The organism is Pseudomonas sp. R4-34-07, assembly GCF_003852375.1.
Taxonomy (GTDB): domain Bacteria; phylum Pseudomonadota; class Gammaproteobacteria; order Pseudomonadales; family Pseudomonadaceae; genus Aquipseudomonas.
Window position 1 is genome coordinate 4,040,036 of sequence record NZ_CP027760.1, and the last position, 18,364, is coordinate 4,058,399.

Sequence of the window (18,364 nt, forward strand, 5' to 3'; positions counted from 1 at the left end):
TTTCATGTCCCTGGAACAGAATTACACAGAGATTCTCGGCCAACTCGGCGAGGACATCTCCCGTGAGGGCCTGCTCGACACGCCAAAGCGTGCCGCCAAGGCGATGCAGTACCTCTGCCGCGGTTACGAACAAACGTTGGAAGAAGTCACCAACGGTGCCTTGTTCAGCTCCGACAACAGCGAAATGGTGCTGGTCAAGGACATCGAGTTGTACTCGCTGTGCGAACACCACCTGCTGCCGTTTATCGGCAAGGCTCACGTTGCCTACATCCCGAGCGGCAAAGTGCTGGGGCTGTCGAAGGTCGCGCGGATCGTCGACATGTATGCGCGTCGCCTGCAGATCCAGGAAAACCTCAGCCGCCAGATCGCTGACGCGGTGCTGCAAGTGACCGGCGCCCTGGGCGTGGCGGTGGTGATTGAAGCCAAGCACATGTGCATGATGATGCGCGGTGTGGAAAAACAGAACTCGTCGATGATCACGTCGGTGATGCTCGGTGAGTTCCGCGAAAACGCGGCCACCCGCAGCGAATTTCTCAGCCTGATCAAGTAAGTGGTTGTGTAGGAAAAGCCGGCGTTCATCGCCGGTTTTTTTTCGCCTGCAGAATTCAGGTAAGCTGCGACCCCTTCTTCATGGGCAAGAGGCTTTCAGCCATGTTCGTCAAAGCACTTCGAGTGGGCCTCGGCCAGATCATCATCGCCGGCGACTTCCTGACCCGTCCGCGCAAAAAGCAGCGCCCGGCCGAACAACAGGCCAAGGTCAACGCAGCCGCCAAGGACCTGACCCTGTATCAGTTCCACGCCTGCCCTTTCTGCGTGAAAACCCGCCGCACCCTGCATCGCCTGAATGTGCCGGTCGCACTCAAGGACGCCAAGAACAACGAGCACGACCGCCAGACCCTGCTGGAGCAAGGCGGCAAGATCAAAGTGCCGTGCCTGCGCATCGAGGAAAACGGCCAGACCACCTGGATGTATGACTCCAAGGTCATCATCGACTACCTGGACAAACGCTTCGCCGCGATCTGAATGTCATGTGGGAGGGGGCTTGCTCTCGATAGCGGTGTAATAGTCAGCAATTTTTTGACTGACAGACCGCTATCGGGAGCAAGCCCCCTCCCACATTGGACCTGCGGCGCTTGGGCTGGATCATCCGGCACCCAGGACCAGAAAGGCCTGTTTTCCGGCATTTCCTGAAGAAACCGGCTCAACCTGTGGGAGGGGGCTTGCTCCCGATAGCGGTGTGCCAGTCAGCAATGTTTCAACTGACCGACCGCTATCGGGGGCAAGCCCCCTCCCACATTTAGTTTGGTGCTGACATATCCAGGTCCAGCAGCGCCGAGCCCAGGCACTTGCCGTGGGCATCCAGCGCCAGCGAACGCGTGACGCCGCCGCGCAAAATGCCCGGCAGCACGAAGTTCAGCGCCTGTACGTTGGGCAATGCGTAACGTTGCACCGGCGCAGCGCCAGGCTCCAGCAGGTCTGCGAAAAACGCGGCGACGCGCTCGGCGGTCAGCTGTTCACACAGCAACGGGTAATCCTCGGCGCGATAAGCAATGATCGAGATGTTCGACGTATCGCCCTTATCCCCGGTGCGGGAGTGGGCCAGTGAATGCAACTTCATGCTTCTATCCTCGGTTTGACCCTGTCACGAGGCAGCAGCAACGACGCCACCGCCACCACCTGGCGCACGCTCTTGCTCGCCCCGCCGCCGCCAGCGGGGCCGTTGGTGTAGAGGGTTTCCACTTCATTACCGATGCGCACGGCGTCGCTGCGTTCTTCACACCGGGCGGCGACCCGCAGGCGCACTTCCCAAGGCTCGGCATTGCTGCGCGGGCCATGCAAGGCATCTATGCCGATCAACTCGGCGCGCACTTCCTGCATCTTCACACCGGTCAGTTCCAGACGCTTGAGCACCACCTCGCGCGCCAGTTGCGCGCGTGCGACAGCGCCCGGGCCGCCGTAGGACATCTGCCCCTCACCGATCCAACCGTCAAGATAACCGACGCTGACTTTCAGCTGTTCGGGCCGCGCCCGCCCTTTGGCGCCGTGGGCACGCACCCGATCAACGCCCTCCTCGACAAACCCCACCTGTGAAAAATCGGCCGTGACGTCCGGGGTCAAATACGCTTGCGGGTCGTGCACTTCGTAGATCAGTTGTTCGCTGCAGGTGGCGCGGTTGACCTGCCCTCCAGAGCCCGCGACCTTGGTGATCAAGGCAGTGCCGTCGGCGGCGATCTCGGCCAACGGAAAGCCCAGGCGCGCCAAGTCATCCACATCCTTGAGGCCTGGGTCCGCAAAATAACCGCCGCTGACCTGCCCGGCACATTCGAGCAAGTGCCCGACCAGGGTGCCCTTGCCCAGGCGCTGCCAATCGTCGGCGGCCCAGCCGAATTCGAACATCTGCGGCGCGAGAAACAATGACGGGTCGGCCACACGCCCGGTAATCACCACATCGGCGTCGGCGCGCAGGGCTTCAATAATGCCGTCCACGCCCAGGTAGGCATTCGCCGAAATCAGCCGTTCACCCAGTGCGCCCAGGGTCTGGCCGTTGTCCAGCAACTGCTCGGGCTGCAACGCCGCCAGCACGTCATCGCCCACCACGGCCACCACCTTGAGGTTCGCCCCCAGTTCACGGGCGATGCGCCGCACTTCGACGGCGGCCGACACCGGGTTGGCCGCGCCCATATTAGTGATCACGCGCAAACGACGGCGGCCCTCATGCAACCCGACAAAGGGCAGCACCCGGCGCATGCGCTCACTCAACAAAGGGTCATAGCCGCCTGCCGGATCGCTGATGCGCGCCTGTTGGGCCAGGGCGATGGTGCGTTCGGCCAGGCATTCGAACACCAGATAATCCAGGTCGCCCTGTTCGGCCAGTTCCACGGCGGGTTCGATACGGTCACCGGAGTAGCCGGCACCGGCACCGATGCGCAAGGTTTTCATCTCAGATAACTCCCAGGAGCAGCGCGGTCAGGGTCATCAACACCGACGCGGCGAACAGAAAAGGAATGGTGAAGCGCTGGTGATCGGCCAGCTCGATCTTGCACAGGCCCACCAACAAGAAAGTCGCGGGGGTCAACGGGCTGACCGGAAAGCCCGTGGTGTGCACGCCCAGTAACGAGGCCTGGGCCACTTGCAGCGGGTCGACACCCAGCGCCTTGCCAACTTCGGCAATCACCGGCATCACGCCGAAATAGTAGGAATCGGGGTCGAACAGCATGCTCAACGGCATGGAAATGAAGCCCACCACCGCAGGGATCAACTTGCCATGACCCGCAGGAATCTGCGCCACCGCCACTTCGGCAATCGCCTTGAGCATGCCGGTGCCTTGCATGATGCCGGTGAACACGCCGGCGGCAAGCAGGATGCTGGCCATGGTCAGGGCGGTTTTCGCATGGGCGTCGATACGGGCGCGCTGGGCGTCGACGTTGGGGTAGTTGATACACAGCGCCACCACGGTGCCGAGCATGAACATCACCACCGGGTCGACCCAGCCGGCGATCATCACCACCATCACCAGCACAGTGAGGATCAGGTTGACCCAGAACAACCGTGGCCGACGCAGCTGGATATCGGCGTCACTGAGCACCCGTTGCGGCACCGCGTCCACGCTGGAGCCGGCCCCCAGGCCCAGGCGTTTTTCTTCACGGTGGCCCAGCCACCAGGCGCAGGCGAACACAAAGATCAGCCCGACGATCTGCACTGGAATCAACGGTTGGAACAGGTCCGCCACCGGCACATGCAGGGCGGCCGACGAGCGCAGCACCGGGCCGGTCCACGGCAGGAAATTGACCCCGGCCGCCATGGCACAGACACACGCCAGAATGCGTTTGTCGATGCCCAGCCGCGTATACAGCGGCAGCATCGCCGGCACCGTCACCAGGAAGGTCACCGCGCCGGACCCGTCCAGGTGCACCAGCAGCGCCAGGGTCGCAGTACCGACGACAATTCGCGTAGGACGCGTCCCTACCGTGCGCAGAATCCGCTCGATGATCGGGTCGAGCATGCCGGCATCGGTCATGATCCCGAAAAACAGAATGGCGAACACAAACATGCCCACCACGGGGGCGACGTTCTTGATGCCGGTGATGATGAAGGCGCTGGTTTGCAGACCGAAGCCACCGAGCAACGCGGCGATGATCGGCAGGGCGATCAGCGCCACCAGCGGCGAGAGGCGCTTGCTCATGACGGCAGCAAGCAGACACAGAATGGTAATGACACCCAGGGTAGCGAGCATGGGTTACTCCAGAGCGGCCTTGATGGGCCGGTTATTGTTTTCCCTGGAGTATTGGAATCAGGTTAGGCTTTGTAAATTGGAATATTCAGGCACCGGTGTTCGAAAAAACAAAATGAAGCCGCCCGTATGAAAAACAGCATCCAACACATTCAGGCGTTCCTCGCCGTTGCTCGCACGGGCAGCTTTACCAAGGCCGCCAGCGAGCTGAACCTGTCCCCCTCGGCGCTGACCGTGCAGGTGCAACAACTGGAAGAGTGGCTGGGCGTCGCCCTGCTCGACCGCAGCCCGCGCCATGTGGCTATCACCGCCGCCGGCCACGACGCGCGTGGCCCCATGGAAAAACTGCTGCTGGACCTGGACAACATCGTCACCGGCTCGCGCGATCTCGCGGCCCTGCGCCGCGGCGTCGTTACGATCGCCGCCCTGCCCTCGGTGTGCGCCGGCAGCCTGCCGCCGGTGTTGCGCCTGTTTCGCGAACGCTTCGCCGGGATCGAAGTGCGCCTGCATGACCTGGTGGCCCACCGCATCCAGGCCCAGGTGCGTTCCGGCGAGGTGGACTTCGGTATCGGCGTGCGCGCGCGCCTGAGCCACGGCCTGGACTTCGTGCCGGTCCTCAATGACCGGCTCTGCGCGTTCGTGCCGCTGGGTCACGCCCTCGCCCACCACCGGCAGCTGACCCTGGAACAACTGGCGGACCAGCCGATCATCCTCACCGGCCGCGACAGCAGCGTGCGCGAACAGGTGGATGCGTTGTTCGATGAAACGCGGCTGACGCTGAATGCGGGCATGGAGGCTAACTATATGTCCACGGTGCTGGCTCTGGTGCGCCAGGGATTGGGGATCAGCGTGCTGCCGGAGTCGGCGGCGGACAGCCTGGAGGGGTTGAAGCGGATCCACATCGACCATCCCGGGGTGAACAGGGAGATCGGCTTGATCAGTCGTAGCGGGATGGCATTGAGCCCGGCGGCGCAGCGCTGCTTTGAACTGCTCACTGAAGAATTATCTGACACACCATCGGGCTAAATGTGGGAGGGAGCTTGCCCCCCTCCCACATTCGAATGGTGGCTCAGCCCAGCATCGCCACATGGTTTGGATGACTGGCCACGCGCTGCAACCATGCCTGCACCGCCGGATAAGGCGCCAGGTCAAAACCCCCTTCATGGGCCACATGGGTGTAGGCATACAACGCGATATCGGCAATCGAATACTGCTCGCCCACCAGATACGGCGTGGCTTGCAGTTGACGTTCCATGACCTTCAGTGCCTTGTAACCGCCCTTGTGGGTGGTCTTGTATTCTTCAAGGCGATCCTGCGGCATGTTCAGGTAAAACTGAATGAACCGCGCCACCGCAATATACGGCTCGTGGCTGTATTGCTCGAAGAACTGCCACTGCAACACCTGGGTGCGCAAGCGCGGCTCACTGGGTAAAAACTCGCTGCCATCGGCGAGGAAGTTGAGGATCGCGTTGGACTCCCACAGGCAGGTACCGTCTTCCAGTTCCAGCACCGGGATCTTGCCGTTGGGGTTCTTGGCAAGAAATTCAGGGGTTTGGGTGTCACCCTTGAGAATATCGATATCGATCCATTGGTACGGGATGCCCAACAGGCTGAGCATCAATTTGACCTTGTAGCAATTGCCCGATCTGTAATCGCCATAAACCTTGTACATGGGCTCCCCTTATGCCGCTTCGCGCGCTCTGAGCGAACGCTTGAGCCATCAAAGTGCGGGTATCGAGGGATTGTTTCAAGGCGTGGGGCAGAATAAATCTGGCGCACGCGCTGGAAGCAGCCTTTCATCCCTTTCCGTCAAGATAATCGAAAACATTATTTGCTTTATTTGTATACAAAAGCATAATTCGCTTCGTGCGAGTTCCTGACCTAATGGTCAACAAAACCCGCCAGTACCTCAAAGCGCTGTTGCCCACTCATGTGACCGGCGCTGGAAATAACAATAAAACGATTGAGGAGTACTCGCTGTGGATAGCCGCAAAACCGAAGCCCCTATGTTGGATCTAGCCGCGCCCCAAGGCGGCTGGCTGGAACGCCTGTTCAAACTGCGTTTGCATGGCACCACAGTGAAGACCGAGCTGATCGCCGGCCTCACGACGTTCATCACCATGGCCTACATCATCTTCGTCAACCCCAACATTATGGCCGACGCTGGCATCGATCACGGCGCGGCCTTCGTCGCCACCTGCATCGCTGCCGCGCTGGGTTGCCTGTTGATGGGCCTGTACGCCAACTGGCCGGTGGGCCTGGCGCCGGGCATGGGCTTGAACGCGTTTTTCACCTACACCGTGGTCGGCACCATGGGCTACCACTGGGAAACTGCGCTGGGTGCGGTGTTTATCTCGGGCGTGCTGTTCATGGGCCTCACCTTGTCCCGCGTGCGCGAATGGCTGCTCAACAGCATTCCGGTGAGCCTGCGCCACGCCATGGGCGCGGGTGTCGGCTTGTTTCTCGGGGTGATCGGCCTGAAGACCGCCGGCATTATCGTCGACAGCCCCGCCACGCTGATCAAGCTCGGTTCGCTGCACGAGCCCTCGCCCCTGCTGGCAGCGGTGTGCTTCCTGCTGATTGCGATCCTCAGCTACCACCGCGTGTTCGGCGCGATCCTCATCAGCATTATCGCCGTGACCCTGGCCGGCTGGGGCCTGGGCCTGGTGCACTACAACGGCATTCTCTCCACCCCGCCCAGCCTTGCGCCGACCTGGATGGCCATGGACGTCAAGGGTGTGTTCAATGTCAGCATGATCAGCGTGGTATTTGCCTTTCTTTTTGTACACATGTTCGACACTGCCGGTACACTGATGGGCGTTGCGCAACGGGCCGGGCTGGTCAATGCCGACGGCAAGATCGATAACCTGTCCCGTGCGTTGAAAGCCGACAGCGCCTCCAGCGTGTTCGGGGCCATGGTCGGCGTGCCGCCCGTGACCAGCTACGTGGAAAGCGCCGCCGGGGTGGCTGCCGGCGGGCGCACCGGGCTGACGGCGGTGACGGTGGGTATTTTGTTCGTGGCGGCGATGTTTTTTGCGCCGCTGGCGGGCATGATTCCAGCCTATGCCACGGCGGGCGCGTTGATTTACGTGGCGATGCTGATGATGGCGAGCATGGCGCATATCAATTGGGACGAGGCCACCGACAGCATTCCGGCCATCGTCACGGCGATCATGATGCCGCTGACCTTCTCGGTGGCCGACGGCATCGCGCTGGGCTTTATCACCTATGTCGCGCTGAAGGCCGGCACCGGTAAGCACAAGGAAATTTCCGTCAGCCTGTGGGTGCTGTGCGTGATTTTTATCGCCAAGTTCGCCTTCCTGTAAGGCCCCACGGCTGCACCGCGCCTCACCCCGTCGGGTGGGGCTTTTGTACGATTGGAGGACTGCAATGAACCTGGAAACCTGGCTGCTGTTCAGCGGCGCGGCGCTGGTGGTGATCCTGATCCCTGGCCCTCTTTCGCTGCTGATGATCAGCAACAGCTTGAACTACGGCCTGCGCCGTTCGTACCCGGCGTTCCTGGGCGGGGTATTTGCTTCGATCTGCCTGCTGAGCGCCTCGGCCTTGGGCCTTGGCGCGTTGTTGCTGGCGTCCGAGCAAGTGTTCAGCGCGCTGAAAATCGTCGGCGCGATGTACTTGTTTTACCTGGCTTGGCAGAGCTGGCAGCAATCACGTCGGCCGGCCGAGGGTGCTGATGTGCCACAAGTGGCGTCGACCCCACATTTTCGCGTGCTGTTCGGTCGCGCCTTTGTGCTGGGGGCCAGCAACCCCAAGGACATTCTGTTCTTTGCCGCCTTCCTGCCGCAATTTCTCAGCGCGGATCAGGCATTCCTGCCGCAACTGTTGACCATGATCGCCACCTGGACCGTGCTCGACCTGCTGTGCAAGCTTGGTTACGGCCTGGGTGCGCAGAGCGCCGCGCGGTATTTGCGTAGCGGCTCGGGCCAGAGCTGGTTCAACCGCATCAGCGCCGCCTTGTTCGGCTGCGCCGGCGTGGCCTCGCTGATCAAGGCTCGAGCGCCACTGGGTTGAACGCACGGCCGAAAAAAAGCCCGCAGTGTGGGCGGGCAAAAAACCAACGAAGAGCTTGGGGGTATGAAGCGAGGTGACGCTCAGCTACCGCGATAGGTCGAATAGCTGTAAGGCGAAATCAGTAACGGGACATGGTAGTGATCCTGCTCGGCGCTGATGCCGAACCGCAGCACTACCACATCGAGGAAAGCCGGCTCCGGCAACTGCACGCCACGGGCGCGGTAATAGTCGCCGGCGCTGAACTGCAATTGATAGACACCGCTGCGGTAGTCGTCGCCCTGCAGCAACGGTGCGTCGCAGCGACCGTCGTCGTTGGTCACGGCGGTGGCGACCAGCGTTAGTTGCGCGCCGTCGATGCGGTATAGCTCAACCTTGATTGTGCTGCCGGGGCAGCCGTGCGCGGCATCCAAAACGTGTGTGGTCAAACGTCCCATGGCGTTTATGCGCCTCCCGAAGTCAGTCATAAAGAACCCGCACTCTTTCAGGGCATCGAAAAAGCCGGTGAGAGCTGATTAAGACATTTTTCAAAAAAATTGTACACAATAAATTCAACAGACTTTAAACCTCTGTAGGAGCGAGCTTGCTCGCGAAAAAGCTCAACGCCAACGCAAAGTTCCAGGTAGAAAAGTGGCGCACTCAGGCTTTTCGCGAGCAAGCTCGCTCCTACAGTGAATTTTTTTGTGGTTAGCTGACCGGTTAGGCAAGTTTCTTGCAACGGCCCTGCAAAGATACCTGCAGAAAAAATGCAGAAATGCAGGCTTACAAAGTGAGCAATAAGTTGTATACAATCACTCATCGCTGTGACGCCACCCAGTCTTTCCGCTGCCCGGCCGCCACACACACTTGCTACCACGAACAAGAAGGAAGACTGCAGTGAGCGCTGACTACCCACGCGACCTGATCGGTTACGGCAGTAACCCTCCTCACCCCCACTGGCCGGGCAATGCACGCATCGCGCTGTCGTTCGTACTCAATTACGAAGAAGGCGGCGAGCGCAATATCCTGCATGGCGATAAAGAGTCCGAAGCCTTCCTCTCGGAAATGGTCTCGGCGCAACCGCTGCAGGGCGCGCGCAACATGAGCATGGAGTCGCTGTACGAATACGGTAGCCGTGCCGGGGTGTGGCGCATCCTCAAGCTGTTCAAGGAATTCGACATCCCGCTGACCATCTTCGCCGTGGCCATGGCCGCCCAGCGCCATCCGGACGTGATCCGCGCCATGGTTGCCGCCGGCCACGAGATCTGCAGCCACGGTTACCGCTGGATCGACTACCAGTACATGGACGAGGCCCAGGAACGCGAGCATATGCTCGAAGCGATCCGCATCCTCACCGAGCTGACCGGTGAACGCCCGCTGGGCTGGTACACCGGCCGCACCGGCCCCAACACGCGGCGCCTGGTGATGGAGGAAGGCGGCTTCCTGTATGACTGCGACACCTACGACGACGACCTGCCCTACTGGGAACCCAACACGCCCACCGGCAAGCCGCATCTGGTGATCCCTTATACCCTGGACACCAATGACATGCGCTTCACCCAGGTGCAGGGTTTCAACAAGGGCGACGACTTTTTCGAGTACCTCAAGGACGCCTTCGACGTGCTCTATGCCGAAGGGGCCGAGGCGCCGAAGATGCTGTCCATCGGTCTGCACTGCCGCCTGATCGGGCGCCCGGCGCGCCTGGCTTCGTTGAAGCGCTTTATCGAGTACGCCAAAAGCCACGAACAGGTGTGGTTCACCCGCCGCGTCGACATCGCCCGGCACTGGCAGCACACCCACCCCTGCACGGGAGCGGCGAAATGACTGCGTTCCAAACCCTTGAACCGTCGAGCCTGAGCCGCGATGAATTTGTCGCCGCCTTCGCCGATATCTACGAACATTCGCCATGGGTGGCCGAAAAGGCCTTCGACCTGGGCCAGGATGCGTCGATCGACCAGATCGAAACCCTGCACCAGCGCATGAGCGATATCCTGTTGAGCGCCGATCATGCCAGCCAGTTGGCACTGATCAACGCTCACCCGGACCTGGCCGGCAAAGCCGCCGTCCAGGGCCAGCTTACCGCCGCCAGCACTGGAGAACAGGCTGGCGCCGGTATACACCAATGCACGGCCGAAGAGTTCTCGCGCTTCACCGAGCTGAACGAGGCCTACAAGGCCAAGTTCAAGTTTCCCTTCATCATGGCGGTAAAAGGCAGCAACCGGCACCAGATCCTGGCCGCGTTCGAAACGCGCATTCACAACTCGGTTGAAGCCGAGTTCAACTGCGCGCTGGCCGAGATCAACAAGATCGCGTTGTTCCGATTACTGACCCTCTGAATGACCATCCCCAGCCACTCTATCCAAGGCAGACAAGAAGAATGAAAGCGCAACCCGTACCTTTCGAGAAGTTCGTCAACCTCGCCGACGCCCGCCTGGGCACCAAGATCATCGAAGTCACCGATGACTGGTTCGCCGACGCCAACCGCCTGTTCCAGCCGACCCCGGCCGTGTGGAAGGAGGGCGTTTTCGATGACAACGGCAAGTGGATGGACGGCTGGGAGTCACGCCGCAAGCGCTTCGAAGGCTACGACAGCGCGGTGATCCGCCTGGGCGTGCCGGGCTCGATCAAGGGCGTGGACATCGATACCTCATTCTTCACCGGCAACTACCCGCCGTCGGCCTCCCTGGAAGCCTGCTTCCTCGCCTCGGGCGAGCCGGATGCCAACACCCAGTGGGTGGAAGTGCTGTCGGCCGTCGAGCTGCAAGGCAACAGCCACCATTACCACGAAATCCACAACGCGCAGGCGTTCAGCCATCTGCGGTTCAACATCTACCCGGATGGCGGCGTGGCCCGTCTGCGTGTGTACGGTGTGCCATTCCGCGACTGGTCTGCGGTGGGCGACAACGAACAGGTCGACCTGGCAGCGGCCTTGAACGGGGGGCGTGCGCTGGCCTGCTCCGATGAACACTTCGGGCGCATGAGCAACATCCTCAACCCCGGCCGTGGCATCAACATGGGCGATGGTTGGGAAACCGCACGTCGCCGTACGCCGGGCAATGACTGGGTGATCGTCGCGCTGGGCCACCCTGGCGAAATCGAGAAAATCATCGTCGACACCCTGCACTTCAAGGGCAACTACCCGGACACCTGCTCGATCCAGGGCGCGTTCGTCAAGGGCGGCACCGACAGCCAGATCGAGACCCAATCGCTGTTCTGGCGTGAACTGCTGCCGGCACAGAAACTGGAAATGCACGCCGAACACACCTTCGCCGAGCAGATCAAGGCGCTGGGGCCGATTACCCACATCCGCTTGAACGTGTTCCCGGATGGGGGCGTGAGTCGCCTGCGGGTGTTGGGCAAGGTAGCCAAATAAGCGAACCAAGAGCGGACGCAGAGCGTCCAGGGCAGCGTTCCCACGCAGAGCGTGGGAACGATCCAACTGAAAAGAAGACAGCCATGCGCACACTGACGATCGAACCCCTGACCAAAGAAGCCTTCGCCCCCTTCGGAGACGTTATCGAAACCGATGGCAGCGATCACTTCATGATCAACAACGGGTCGACCATGCGCTTTCACAAACTGGCGACGGTCGAAACAGCACAGCCTGAAGACCACGCCATCATCAGCATCTTCCGCGCCGACGCGCAGGACATGCCGCTGACCGTGTGCATGCTGGAGCGACACCCGTTGGGCAGCCAGGCCTTCATTCCGCTGCTCGGCAACCCCTTTCTGATCGTGGTCGCGCCACTTGGCGATGCACCTGTATCAGGCTTGGTCCGCGCCTTCGTCACCAACGGCAGGCAGGGCATCAATTACCATCGCGGCGTCTGGCACCACCCGGTGCTGACGATCGAAAAGCGGGATGACTTCCTGGTGGTTGATCGCAGTGGCACAGGCAATAACTGCGATGAGCATTTTTTCAAAGAGGATGAGCGGTTGATCCTCGCCCCCCACCAATAAGAGAAGGTCTGATCACCCGACAACAAGGGCGACAGGCGAGAGGTAAAGACTGTGGAAGCACATTTGATGGAATGGCTGAACCTGAGCGTGCGCTGGGTTCACATGATCACCGGCGTCGCCTGGATCGGCGCTTCTTTCTACTTCGTCTGGCTGGAAAACAACCTCAATCGCGTCAACCCCAAGAGCGGCCTGGCCGGTGACTTGTGGGCGATCCACGGTGGCGGCATCTACCACCTGGAAAAATACAAACTGGCCCCGCCGACCATGCCGGACAACCTGCACTGGTTCAAATGGGAAGCCTATTTCACCTGGATGTCGGGCATTGCGCTGCTGTGCGTGGTGTTCTACTGGAATCCGACCTTGTACCTGCTCGCCCCCGGCAGCAGCCTGAGCGGCACCGAAGGCGTCTTGCTGGGCATCGGCTCACTGTTCGTCGGCTGGTTCGTCTACTCGTTTCTTTGCGACTCGGCCCTGGGCAAACGCCCTGCCCTGCTCGGCTTGATCCTGTTCGTGCTGTTGATTGCAGCGGCCTACGGCTTCAGCAAGGTGTTCAGCGGCCGTGGCGCCTACCTGCATGTGGGTGCGGTGATCGGCACGATCATGGTCGGCAACGTGTTCCGCATCATCATGCCCGCCCAGCGCGCGCTGGTGGCGGCCATCGCCGAGAACCGCACACCCGACCCGGCGCTGCCGGCCAAGGGTTTGCTGCGCTCACGGCACAACAACTACTTCACCTTGCCGGTGCTGTTCATCATGATCAGCAACCACTTCCCGAGCACCTATGGCAGCCACTACAACTGGCTGATCCTGGCCGGGATCGCCGTGGCGGCAGTGTTGGTGCGCCACTACTTCAACACCCGGCATAACAGCCAGAAGTATGCGTGGACCTTGCCGGTGGGTGCGCTGGCGATGATCAGCCTGGCCTACGTGACCGGGCCCACGCCGGCGCCGGAAGTGGCCAAGGCACCGACGGCGATCGAGTACCAGCCGTTGCCGGAAACTGCCCTGGGCGGCGGCGTGAAACCGGCTGCGCCTGCAGCCCCGGCAGCTGAACCGGCACCTGCCCAAGCCAGCACCGACTTTGGCCAGGTGCACCATGTGATCGAGCAGCGTTGCACCGTCTGCCATTCGGCCAAGCCCACCAGCCCGCTGTTCAGCACCGCACCGGCCGGGGTGATGTTCGACACGCCGGCGCAGATCCAGCAACAGGCGGCGCGCATTCAGGCGCAGGCCGTGGCCAGCCAGATCATGCCGCTGGGCAACATCACCCAGATGACCCAGCAGGAGCGGGATTTGATTGGCACCTGGATCAACCAGGGGGCGCGTACCAACTGATTGATTCACAGAGATCCAATGTGGGAGGGGGCTTGCTCCCGATGGCGGTGGCTCAGTCACAGATACTTTGAATGACACACCGCTATCGGGAGCAAGCCCCCTCCCACAGGTGGACTGCCGTGTTTTGAAGATCGCGTTCCACACAACACAAAAATAAAAAGATCCGAGGTGTTGCATGTCCCAGTTAGAAACGCAGAACCCTGCCGCACCCGCCATGGTGCGGCTGCCCCTCTTGCAACTGATTCTGGTAGGCCTGCAACACGTCTTGCTGATGTACGGCGGTGCTGTCGCCGTGCCCCTGATCATTGGCCAGGCCGCAGGCTTGAGCCGTGAAGAAATCGCCTTCCTGATCAACGCCGACCTGTTGGTCGCCGGTATCGCCACGATGGTGCAGTCGTTCGGCATCGGCCCGGTGGGTATTCGCATGCCGGTGACGATGGGCGCCAGTTTCGCTGCCGTCGGCAGCATGGTCGCCATGGCCGGCATGCCCGGTATCGGCTTGCAGGGGATCTTCGGTGCGACCATCGCCGCCGGGTTCTTCGGCATGCTCATCGCGCCGTTCATGTCCAAGGTCGTACGTTTTTTCCCGCCGCTGGTGACCGGTACCGTGATTACCGCCATCGGCCTTTCGCTGTTTCCCGTGGCCGTGAACTGGGCCGGTGGCGGCAGCGCCGCCGCGACATTCGGCTCGCCGGTGTACCTGGCGGTCGCTGCGCTGGTGCTGGCGACCATCCTGTTGATCAACCGTTTCATGCGCGGTTTCTGGGTGAACATCTCGGTACTGATCGGCATGGCGCTGGGCTACGCCTTGTGCGGCACGCTCGGCATGGTCGACCTCAGCGGCCTGGCCCAGGCGCCTTGGGTGCAAGTGGTGACGCCGCTGCACTTCGGCATGCCCAGGTTCGAGTTGGCGCCGATCCTGTCGATGTGCCTGGTGGTGGTGATCATCTTTGTCGAATCCACCGGCATGTTCCTCGCCCTGGGCAAGATCACCGGCCAGGACGTCACGCCGAAGATGCTGCGTCGCGGTTTGCTGTGTGATGCCGGCGCGTCATTCTTTGCCGGGTTCTTCAACACCTTCACCCACTCCTCGTTCGCGCAGAATATCGGCCTGGTGCAGATGACCGGCGTGCGTTGCCGCTCGGTCACGATCATGGCCGGGGCGTTTCTGATTGTGCTGAGCCTGCTGCCCAAGGCCGCCTACCTGGTGGCGTCGATTCCACCGGCGGTGCTGGGCGGCGCGGCGATCGCCATGTTCGGCATGGTCGCGGCGACCGGCATCAAGATCCTGCAGGAAGCCGACATCGCCGACCGGCGCAACCAGTTGCTGGTGGCGGTGAGCATCGGCATGGGCTTGATCCCGGTAGTGCGTCCGGAGTTCTTCGCGCAATTGCCAATGTGGATGAGCCCGATAACCCACAGTGGCATCGCCATGGCCACCCTGAGCGCGTTGTCGTTGAACATACTGTTCAACATTCTCGGCGGTGCCGGACGCCCCGCCGTCGAGCACGCCCACCCCTGACGCACGCCCCATCGTCGCCCTGTGCGCGCTGTAACGGCGCACTTGAGCCCGGACGTTGGAGCCAGTATTCTCCGCGCCCGCTTGAACCGACGGTTTTTTTACCGCCTTGGCGCGGCTTTTGCTACAGCCATAAAGTTGACCAATCAGACGAGTTCTTCAGCAGATCCAAAGGCGCCACACCAGAGCGCCAGATTAGAAAAACATAAAACTTTAACTCGGGAGCACCGAATGAAACCTATGTTCAAAGGCCTGATGCTGGCGGGATCCCTGCTGGCCGGTGGCCAAGCCGTGGCCGGTGATTTGCTGCAGTGGCAGAACAACAGCCTGACGTATCTGTGGGGCAAGAGCTTTACCGTCAACCCGCAGATCCAGCAAACCGTCACGTTCGAACATGCCGACGCGTGGAAGTACGGCGACAACTTCTTCTTCCTCGACCGCATCTTTTACAACGGCAAGGAAGACGGCAACGTCGGTCCGAATACTTACTACGGCGAGTTCAGCCCACGTTTGTCGTTCGGCAAGATTCTGGATAAGGACCTGTCATTCGGCCCGATCAAAGATGTATTGCTGGCCTTCACTTACGAGTTCGGCGAAGGCGATAACGAGTCGTACCTGCTGGGCCCGGCGATTGACTTTAATATTCCGGGTTTCGACTATTTCCAGTTGAACTTCTACCAGCGCCAGACCGAAGGCAATCGCCCCGGCGACGGCGTGTGGCAAATCACGCCGGTGTGGTCGTACACCCTTCCCGTGGGCAACTCCGATGTGTTGATCGACGGTTTCATGGACTGGGTGGTGGATAACGACAAAAACGCCCGTGGCACCTATCACGCCAACCTGCACTTCAACCCGCAGGTCAAATACGACCTGGGCAAGGCGCTGCATTGGGGCGACAAACAGTTGTATGTGGGGTTTGAATACGACTACTGGAAGAACAAGTACGGGATCGAGGACAGCGGCGCCTTCAAGACGACTCAGGACACGGCGAGCTTCCTGGTCAAGTACCACTTCTGATTGAACGGCGCATAACCAATGTGGGAGGGGGCTTGCTCCCGATAGCAGTGTGTCAGTCAACCTATCAGTGACTGAACCACCGCTATCGGGAGCAAGCCCCCTCCCACATTCAGTTCAGCGTCAGGCCAAGGAATCGAGACAATTCCTCGCGCTTTGCCAGTGCATCTTTCCTGCCCAACTCGATCAACTCACTGCAATACCCCGCCTCGAACAGCAAGTAACTCAACACCCCTGCCCCACTGGTCTTGGTCGCCCCAGGCCCGCGCAAAAACAAGCGCAATGCCGCCGGTAATTCCTGCCGATGCCGGGCCGCGATTTCGTCGATCGGCTGGCTGGGCGCAATCACCAGCACCTCCACGGCCGCCACCCCCGGCGAGACATGGCTGAATTGATTCAAGCGTTCCAGCAATTCGATATCGCTTTCCAGGCTGTCAATGAACGTGCTGTTGAGCATGTGCCCGCCGATCTGCGCCAGCGTCGGTTCCTGGCCGGTGTAGGTGCGTTGCATCGAGGGTTCATTGCCGCGCGGGTTACCGCTGACGCCCACCACCAGCACGCGACTCGCGCCCAGGTGCAGAGCCGGGCTGATCGGAGCCGACTGGCGAACGGCGCCGTCACCGAAGTATTCCTGATCGAGCTTCACCGGGGCAAACAGCAAGGGAATCGCCGAACTGGCCAGCAAGTGTTCCACCGTAAGTGGCGTCGGCACACCAATGCGCCGATGGCGCAGCCAGGGTTCGATGGTGCCGCCGCCTTGATAGAAGGTCACCGCCTGCCCGGATTCATAGCCGAACGCGGTGACCGCCACGGCGTGCAGATGCCGGTGCCGGATGGCGTCGTCAATGCCGGCCAGATGCAGCTTGTCCTGCAGCAGATCGCGCAGCGGTGAACTGTCGAGCAACGCCACCGGGAGCTGCCTGCCCAGGCCCAACAGGCTATGAATCAGGAAGCGACTGGCCTGGCGGACCACGCCCGGCCAGTCGCTGCGCAGCACCAGGTGGCTGCGAAAGCCTTGCCAGAATGCGGTGAGGCGCTGGACAGCAGCGGTGAAGTCCGTCGCGCCACTGGCCAGGGTGACCGCATTGATCGCCCCGGCCGACGTGCCGACGATCACCGGAAACGGATTCGGCGCCCCCGGCGGCAGCAATTCGGCGATCGCCGCCAACACTCCAACCTGATACGCCGCTCGCGCCCCGCCGCCGGAAAGAATCAAGCCTGTGACCGGTTCAGCTGGGCGCATTGCGTCACTCCATATGGGAAAGGTAAGTCTTACCGACGGCGTTTTTCGTACAGCTTGGGTTCACCCGGTGGCCGGCTCTTGAAGCGGCGGTGGGTCCACAGGTATTGCTCGGGGCAGTCGCGCACCGAGGCTTCGACCCACTGGTTGATGCGCAGGCAGTCGATTTCGTCAGTCTCGCCGGGGAAATCCGTCAAGGGTGCATGAATCACCAGTCGGTAGCCGCTGCCATCGGCCAGGCGTTCCTGGGTGAACGGCACCACCAGGGCTTTGCCCAGGCGCGCGAACTTGCTGGTGGCCGTGACAGTGGCGGCCTGGATGCCGAACAGCGGCACGAAGATACTCTGCTTGGCGCCGTAGTCCTGGTCCGGCGCGTACCAGATCGCCCGGCCGGCGCGCAGCAGCTTGAGCATGCCGCGTACGTCGTCGCGCTCCACCGCCAGGGAATCGAGGTTGTGGCGCTCCCGGCCACGACGCTGGATAAAGTCGAACAGCGGGTTGCCGTGCTCGCGGTACATGCCATCGATGGTGTGCTTTTGCCCGAGCAGGGCAGCGCCGATTTCCAGGGTGGTGAAATGCAAGGCCATCAGGATCACGCCCTTGCCGTCCAATTGCGCCTGCTTGAGATGCTCCAACCCTTGCACATGGGCCAGGCGCGCCAGGCGCGGTTTGGGCCACCACCAACTCATGGCCATCTCGAAGAAGGCGATACCGGTGGAGGCGAAATTTTCCTTGAGCAGGCGTTTGCGCTCCTTGGCGGATTTTTCCGGGAAGCACAACTCCAGGTTGCGCGCGGCGATGCGGCGGCGCTCACCGGCCACGTGGTACATGCCCGCGCCCAGCAGGCGACCAATGGTCTGCAGCACGCGGTACGGCAGTTGGGTGACCAGCCACAGCAGGCCCAGCCCCAGCCATAATGGCCAAAAACGCGGGTGAAGAAATACAGCTCGAAAACGCGGGCGATCCATTACAGATTCCGGTAAAGACAAGGGCCGCGCATTCTACAACGGTTCGACTCGGCTTGCGGCGGGTGAGTGTTCTCGTTATAAGTCTCGAC

At 61.3% G+C, this 18,364-nt stretch carries 19 protein-coding genes; 12 read left to right on the plus strand and 7 right to left on the minus strand.

Annotated elements, in window-relative coordinates; translation table 11 throughout:
- Positions 1-4 precede the first annotated feature (4 nt).
- Both folE and C4J85_RS18560 read left to right on the plus strand, forming a co-directional pair.
- Positions 5-550 carry a GTP cyclohydrolase I FolE gene (folE, locus tag C4J85_RS18555; protein WP_124363714.1) on the plus strand — a complete coding sequence of 182 codons (546 nt, stop codon included), beginning with the start codon at positions 5-7 and terminating at the stop codon, positions 548-550.
- 101 nt (positions 551-651) lie between these two features.
- A complete protein-coding gene (locus C4J85_RS18560; RefSeq protein ID WP_124363715.1) occupies positions 652-1,023 on the plus strand; it encodes a glutathione S-transferase N-terminal domain-containing protein in 372 nt (123 codons plus the stop codon).
- A 274-nt stretch (positions 1,024-1,297) separates the two neighbouring features.
- Here C4J85_RS18560 and C4J85_RS18565 read toward each other — a convergent pair whose 3' ends face one another.
- From C4J85_RS18565 to C4J85_RS18575, 3 genes are read right to left on the minus strand one after another with little or no spacing between them, the layout of a single operon-like run.
- Positions 1,298-1,618, minus strand: coding sequence for a hypothetical protein (locus C4J85_RS18565; RefSeq protein WP_124363716.1), 321 nt, complete (start codon positions 1,616-1,618; stop codon positions 1,298-1,300).
- Complete coding sequence (locus C4J85_RS18570) at positions 1,615-2,940, minus strand: acyclic terpene utilization AtuA family protein (RefSeq protein WP_124410442.1); 1,326 nt, start codon at positions 2,938-2,940, stop codon at positions 1,615-1,617. Before C4J85_RS18570 ends, C4J85_RS18565 begins: the two co-directional genes overlap by 4 nt.
- A 1-nt stretch (position 2,941) precedes the next feature.
- The gene (locus tag C4J85_RS18575; protein WP_124363718.1) at positions 2,942-4,234 is read right to left on the minus strand and encodes a CitMHS family transporter; all 1,293 of its coding nucleotides are present in this window, start codon (positions 4,232-4,234) and stop codon (positions 2,942-2,944) included.
- 126 nt (positions 4,235-4,360) lie between these two features.
- Between C4J85_RS18575 and C4J85_RS18580 the strand changes: the two genes are divergently transcribed.
- Complete coding sequence (locus C4J85_RS18580) at positions 4,361-5,257, plus strand: LysR family transcriptional regulator (protein ID WP_124410443.1); 897 nt, start codon at positions 4,361-4,363, stop codon at positions 5,255-5,257.
- Positions 5,258-5,300: 43 nt separating this feature from the next.
- Here C4J85_RS18580 and C4J85_RS18585 read toward each other — a convergent pair whose 3' ends face one another.
- A complete protein-coding gene (locus C4J85_RS18585; protein ID WP_124410444.1) occupies positions 5,301-5,903 on the minus strand; it encodes a glutathione S-transferase family protein in 603 nt (200 codons plus the stop codon).
- Between the two features lie 334 nt (positions 5,904-6,237).
- Here C4J85_RS18585 and C4J85_RS18590 point away from each other — a divergent pair, with 334 nt between their 5' ends.
- Both C4J85_RS18590 and C4J85_RS18595 read left to right on the plus strand, forming a co-directional pair.
- Entirely contained in the window at positions 6,238-7,557 is a 1,320-nt protein-coding gene (locus C4J85_RS18590; RefSeq protein ID WP_256657926.1) for an NCS2 family permease, read from the plus strand.
- A 64-nt stretch (positions 7,558-7,621) separates the two neighbouring features.
- On the plus strand, positions 7,622-8,263 hold the full coding sequence (locus C4J85_RS18595) for a LysE family translocator (RefSeq protein WP_124410446.1): 642 nt from the start codon (positions 7,622-7,624) through the stop codon (positions 8,261-8,263).
- Positions 8,264-8,343: 80 nt separating this feature from the next.
- Here the strand turns inward: C4J85_RS18595 and uraH are convergent, their stop codons facing one another.
- Positions 8,344-8,697: a hydroxyisourate hydrolase gene (gene uraH, locus C4J85_RS18600; protein ID WP_124410447.1), complete on the minus strand. Its 354-nt coding sequence runs from the start codon at positions 8,695-8,697 to the stop codon at positions 8,344-8,346.
- 439 nt (positions 8,698-9,136) lie between these two features.
- Here uraH and puuE point away from each other — a divergent pair, with 439 nt between their 5' ends.
- From puuE to C4J85_RS18640, 7 genes are all read left to right on the plus strand, one after another.
- Positions 9,137-10,063 carry an allantoinase PuuE gene (gene puuE / locus C4J85_RS18610; protein ID WP_124404827.1) on the plus strand — a complete coding sequence of 309 codons (927 nt, stop codon included), beginning with the start codon at positions 9,137-9,139 and terminating at the stop codon, positions 10,061-10,063.
- On the plus strand, positions 10,060-10,575 hold the full coding sequence (gene uraD, locus C4J85_RS18615; RefSeq protein ID WP_124410448.1) for a 2-oxo-4-hydroxy-4-carboxy-5-ureidoimidazoline decarboxylase: 516 nt from the start codon (positions 10,060-10,062) through the stop codon (positions 10,573-10,575). Before puuE ends, uraD begins: the two co-directional genes overlap by 4 nt.
- 41 nt (positions 10,576-10,616) lie before the next feature.
- Complete coding sequence (gene alc, locus C4J85_RS18620; RefSeq protein ID WP_124363726.1) at positions 10,617-11,612, plus strand: allantoicase; 996 nt, start codon at positions 10,617-10,619, stop codon at positions 11,610-11,612.
- A gap of 83 nt (positions 11,613-11,695) precedes the next feature.
- Positions 11,696-12,199: an ureidoglycolate lyase gene (locus C4J85_RS18625; RefSeq protein ID WP_124363727.1), complete on the plus strand. Its 504-nt coding sequence runs from the start codon at positions 11,696-11,698 to the stop codon at positions 12,197-12,199.
- Positions 12,200-12,250: 51 nt separating this feature from the next.
- Positions 12,251-13,534 (plus strand): urate hydroxylase PuuD, encoded by a 1,284-nt coding sequence (locus tag C4J85_RS18630; RefSeq protein ID WP_124367809.1) that lies wholly within the window; start codon positions 12,251-12,253, stop codon positions 13,532-13,534.
- Between the two features lie 175 nt (positions 13,535-13,709).
- A complete protein-coding gene (locus C4J85_RS18635) occupies positions 13,710-15,056 on the plus strand; it encodes a nucleobase:cation symporter-2 family protein (protein WP_124410449.1) in 1,347 nt (448 codons plus the stop codon).
- 228 nt (positions 15,057-15,284) lie between these two features.
- Positions 15,285-16,070: an outer membrane protein OmpK gene (locus C4J85_RS18640; RefSeq protein WP_124363730.1), complete on the plus strand. Its 786-nt coding sequence runs from the start codon at positions 15,285-15,287 to the stop codon at positions 16,068-16,070.
- 109 nt (positions 16,071-16,179) lie between these two features.
- Here the strand turns inward: C4J85_RS18640 and C4J85_RS18645 are convergent, their stop codons facing one another.
- Positions 16,180-17,310 carry a patatin-like phospholipase family protein gene (locus C4J85_RS18645; RefSeq protein ID WP_124407798.1) on the minus strand — a complete coding sequence of 377 codons (1,131 nt, stop codon included), beginning with the start codon at positions 17,308-17,310 and terminating at the stop codon, positions 16,180-16,182.
- 29 nt (positions 17,311-17,339) lie between these two features.
- Entirely contained in the window at positions 17,340-18,275 is a 936-nt protein-coding gene (locus tag C4J85_RS18650; RefSeq protein ID WP_124410450.1) for a lipid A biosynthesis lauroyl acyltransferase, read from the minus strand.
- Between the last annotated feature and the right edge of the window lie 89 nt (positions 18,276-18,364).

Coding starts and splice junctions, on each gene's coding strand:
- C4J85_RS18575 (WP_124363718.1), bottom strand. CDS start 4,234: ATGCTCGCTACCCTGGGTGTCATTACCATTCTGTGTCTGCTTGCTGCC.
- alc (WP_124363726.1), top strand. CDS start 10,617: ATGAAAGCGCAACCCGTACCTTTCGAGAAGTTCGTCAACCTCGCCGAC.
- C4J85_RS18635 (WP_124410449.1), top strand. CDS start 13,710: ATGTCCCAGTTAGAAACGCAGAACCCTGCCGCACCCGCCATGGTGCGG.
- C4J85_RS18565 (WP_124363716.1), bottom strand. CDS start 1,618: ATGAAGTTGCATTCACTGGCCCACTCCCGCACCGGGGATAAGGGCGAT.
- folE (WP_124363714.1), top strand. CDS start 5: ATGTCCCTGGAACAGAATTACACAGAGATTCTCGGCCAACTCGGCGAG.
- C4J85_RS18625 (WP_124363727.1), top strand. CDS start 11,696: ATGCGCACACTGACGATCGAACCCCTGACCAAAGAAGCCTTCGCCCCC.
- C4J85_RS18570 (WP_124410442.1), bottom strand. CDS start 2,940: ATGAAAACCTTGCGCATCGGTGCCGGTGCCGGCTACTCCGGTGACCGT.
- uraH (WP_124410447.1), bottom strand. CDS start 8,697: ATGGGACGTTTGACCACACACGTTTTGGATGCCGCGCACGGCTGCCCC.
- C4J85_RS18585 (WP_124410444.1), bottom strand. CDS start 5,903: ATGTACAAGGTTTATGGCGATTACAGATCGGGCAATTGCTACAAGGTC.
- C4J85_RS18590 (WP_256657926.1), top strand. CDS start 6,238: ATGTTGGATCTAGCCGCGCCCCAAGGCGGCTGGCTGGAACGCCTGTTC.
- C4J85_RS18645 (WP_124407798.1), bottom strand. CDS start 17,310: ATGCGCCCAGCTGAACCGGTCACAGGCTTGATTCTTTCCGGCGGCGGG.
- uraD (WP_124410448.1), top strand. CDS start 10,060: ATGACTGCGTTCCAAACCCTTGAACCGTCGAGCCTGAGCCGCGATGAA.
- C4J85_RS18580 (WP_124410443.1), top strand. CDS start 4,361: ATGAAAAACAGCATCCAACACATTCAGGCGTTCCTCGCCGTTGCTCGC.
- C4J85_RS18650 (WP_124410450.1), bottom strand. CDS start 18,275: ATGGATCGCCCGCGTTTTCGAGCTGTATTTCTTCACCCGCGTTTTTGG.
- C4J85_RS18560 (WP_124363715.1), top strand. CDS start 652: ATGTTCGTCAAAGCACTTCGAGTGGGCCTCGGCCAGATCATCATCGCC.
- C4J85_RS18640 (WP_124363730.1), top strand. CDS start 15,285: ATGAAACCTATGTTCAAAGGCCTGATGCTGGCGGGATCCCTGCTGGCC.
- C4J85_RS18595 (WP_124410446.1), top strand. CDS start 7,622: ATGAACCTGGAAACCTGGCTGCTGTTCAGCGGCGCGGCGCTGGTGGTG.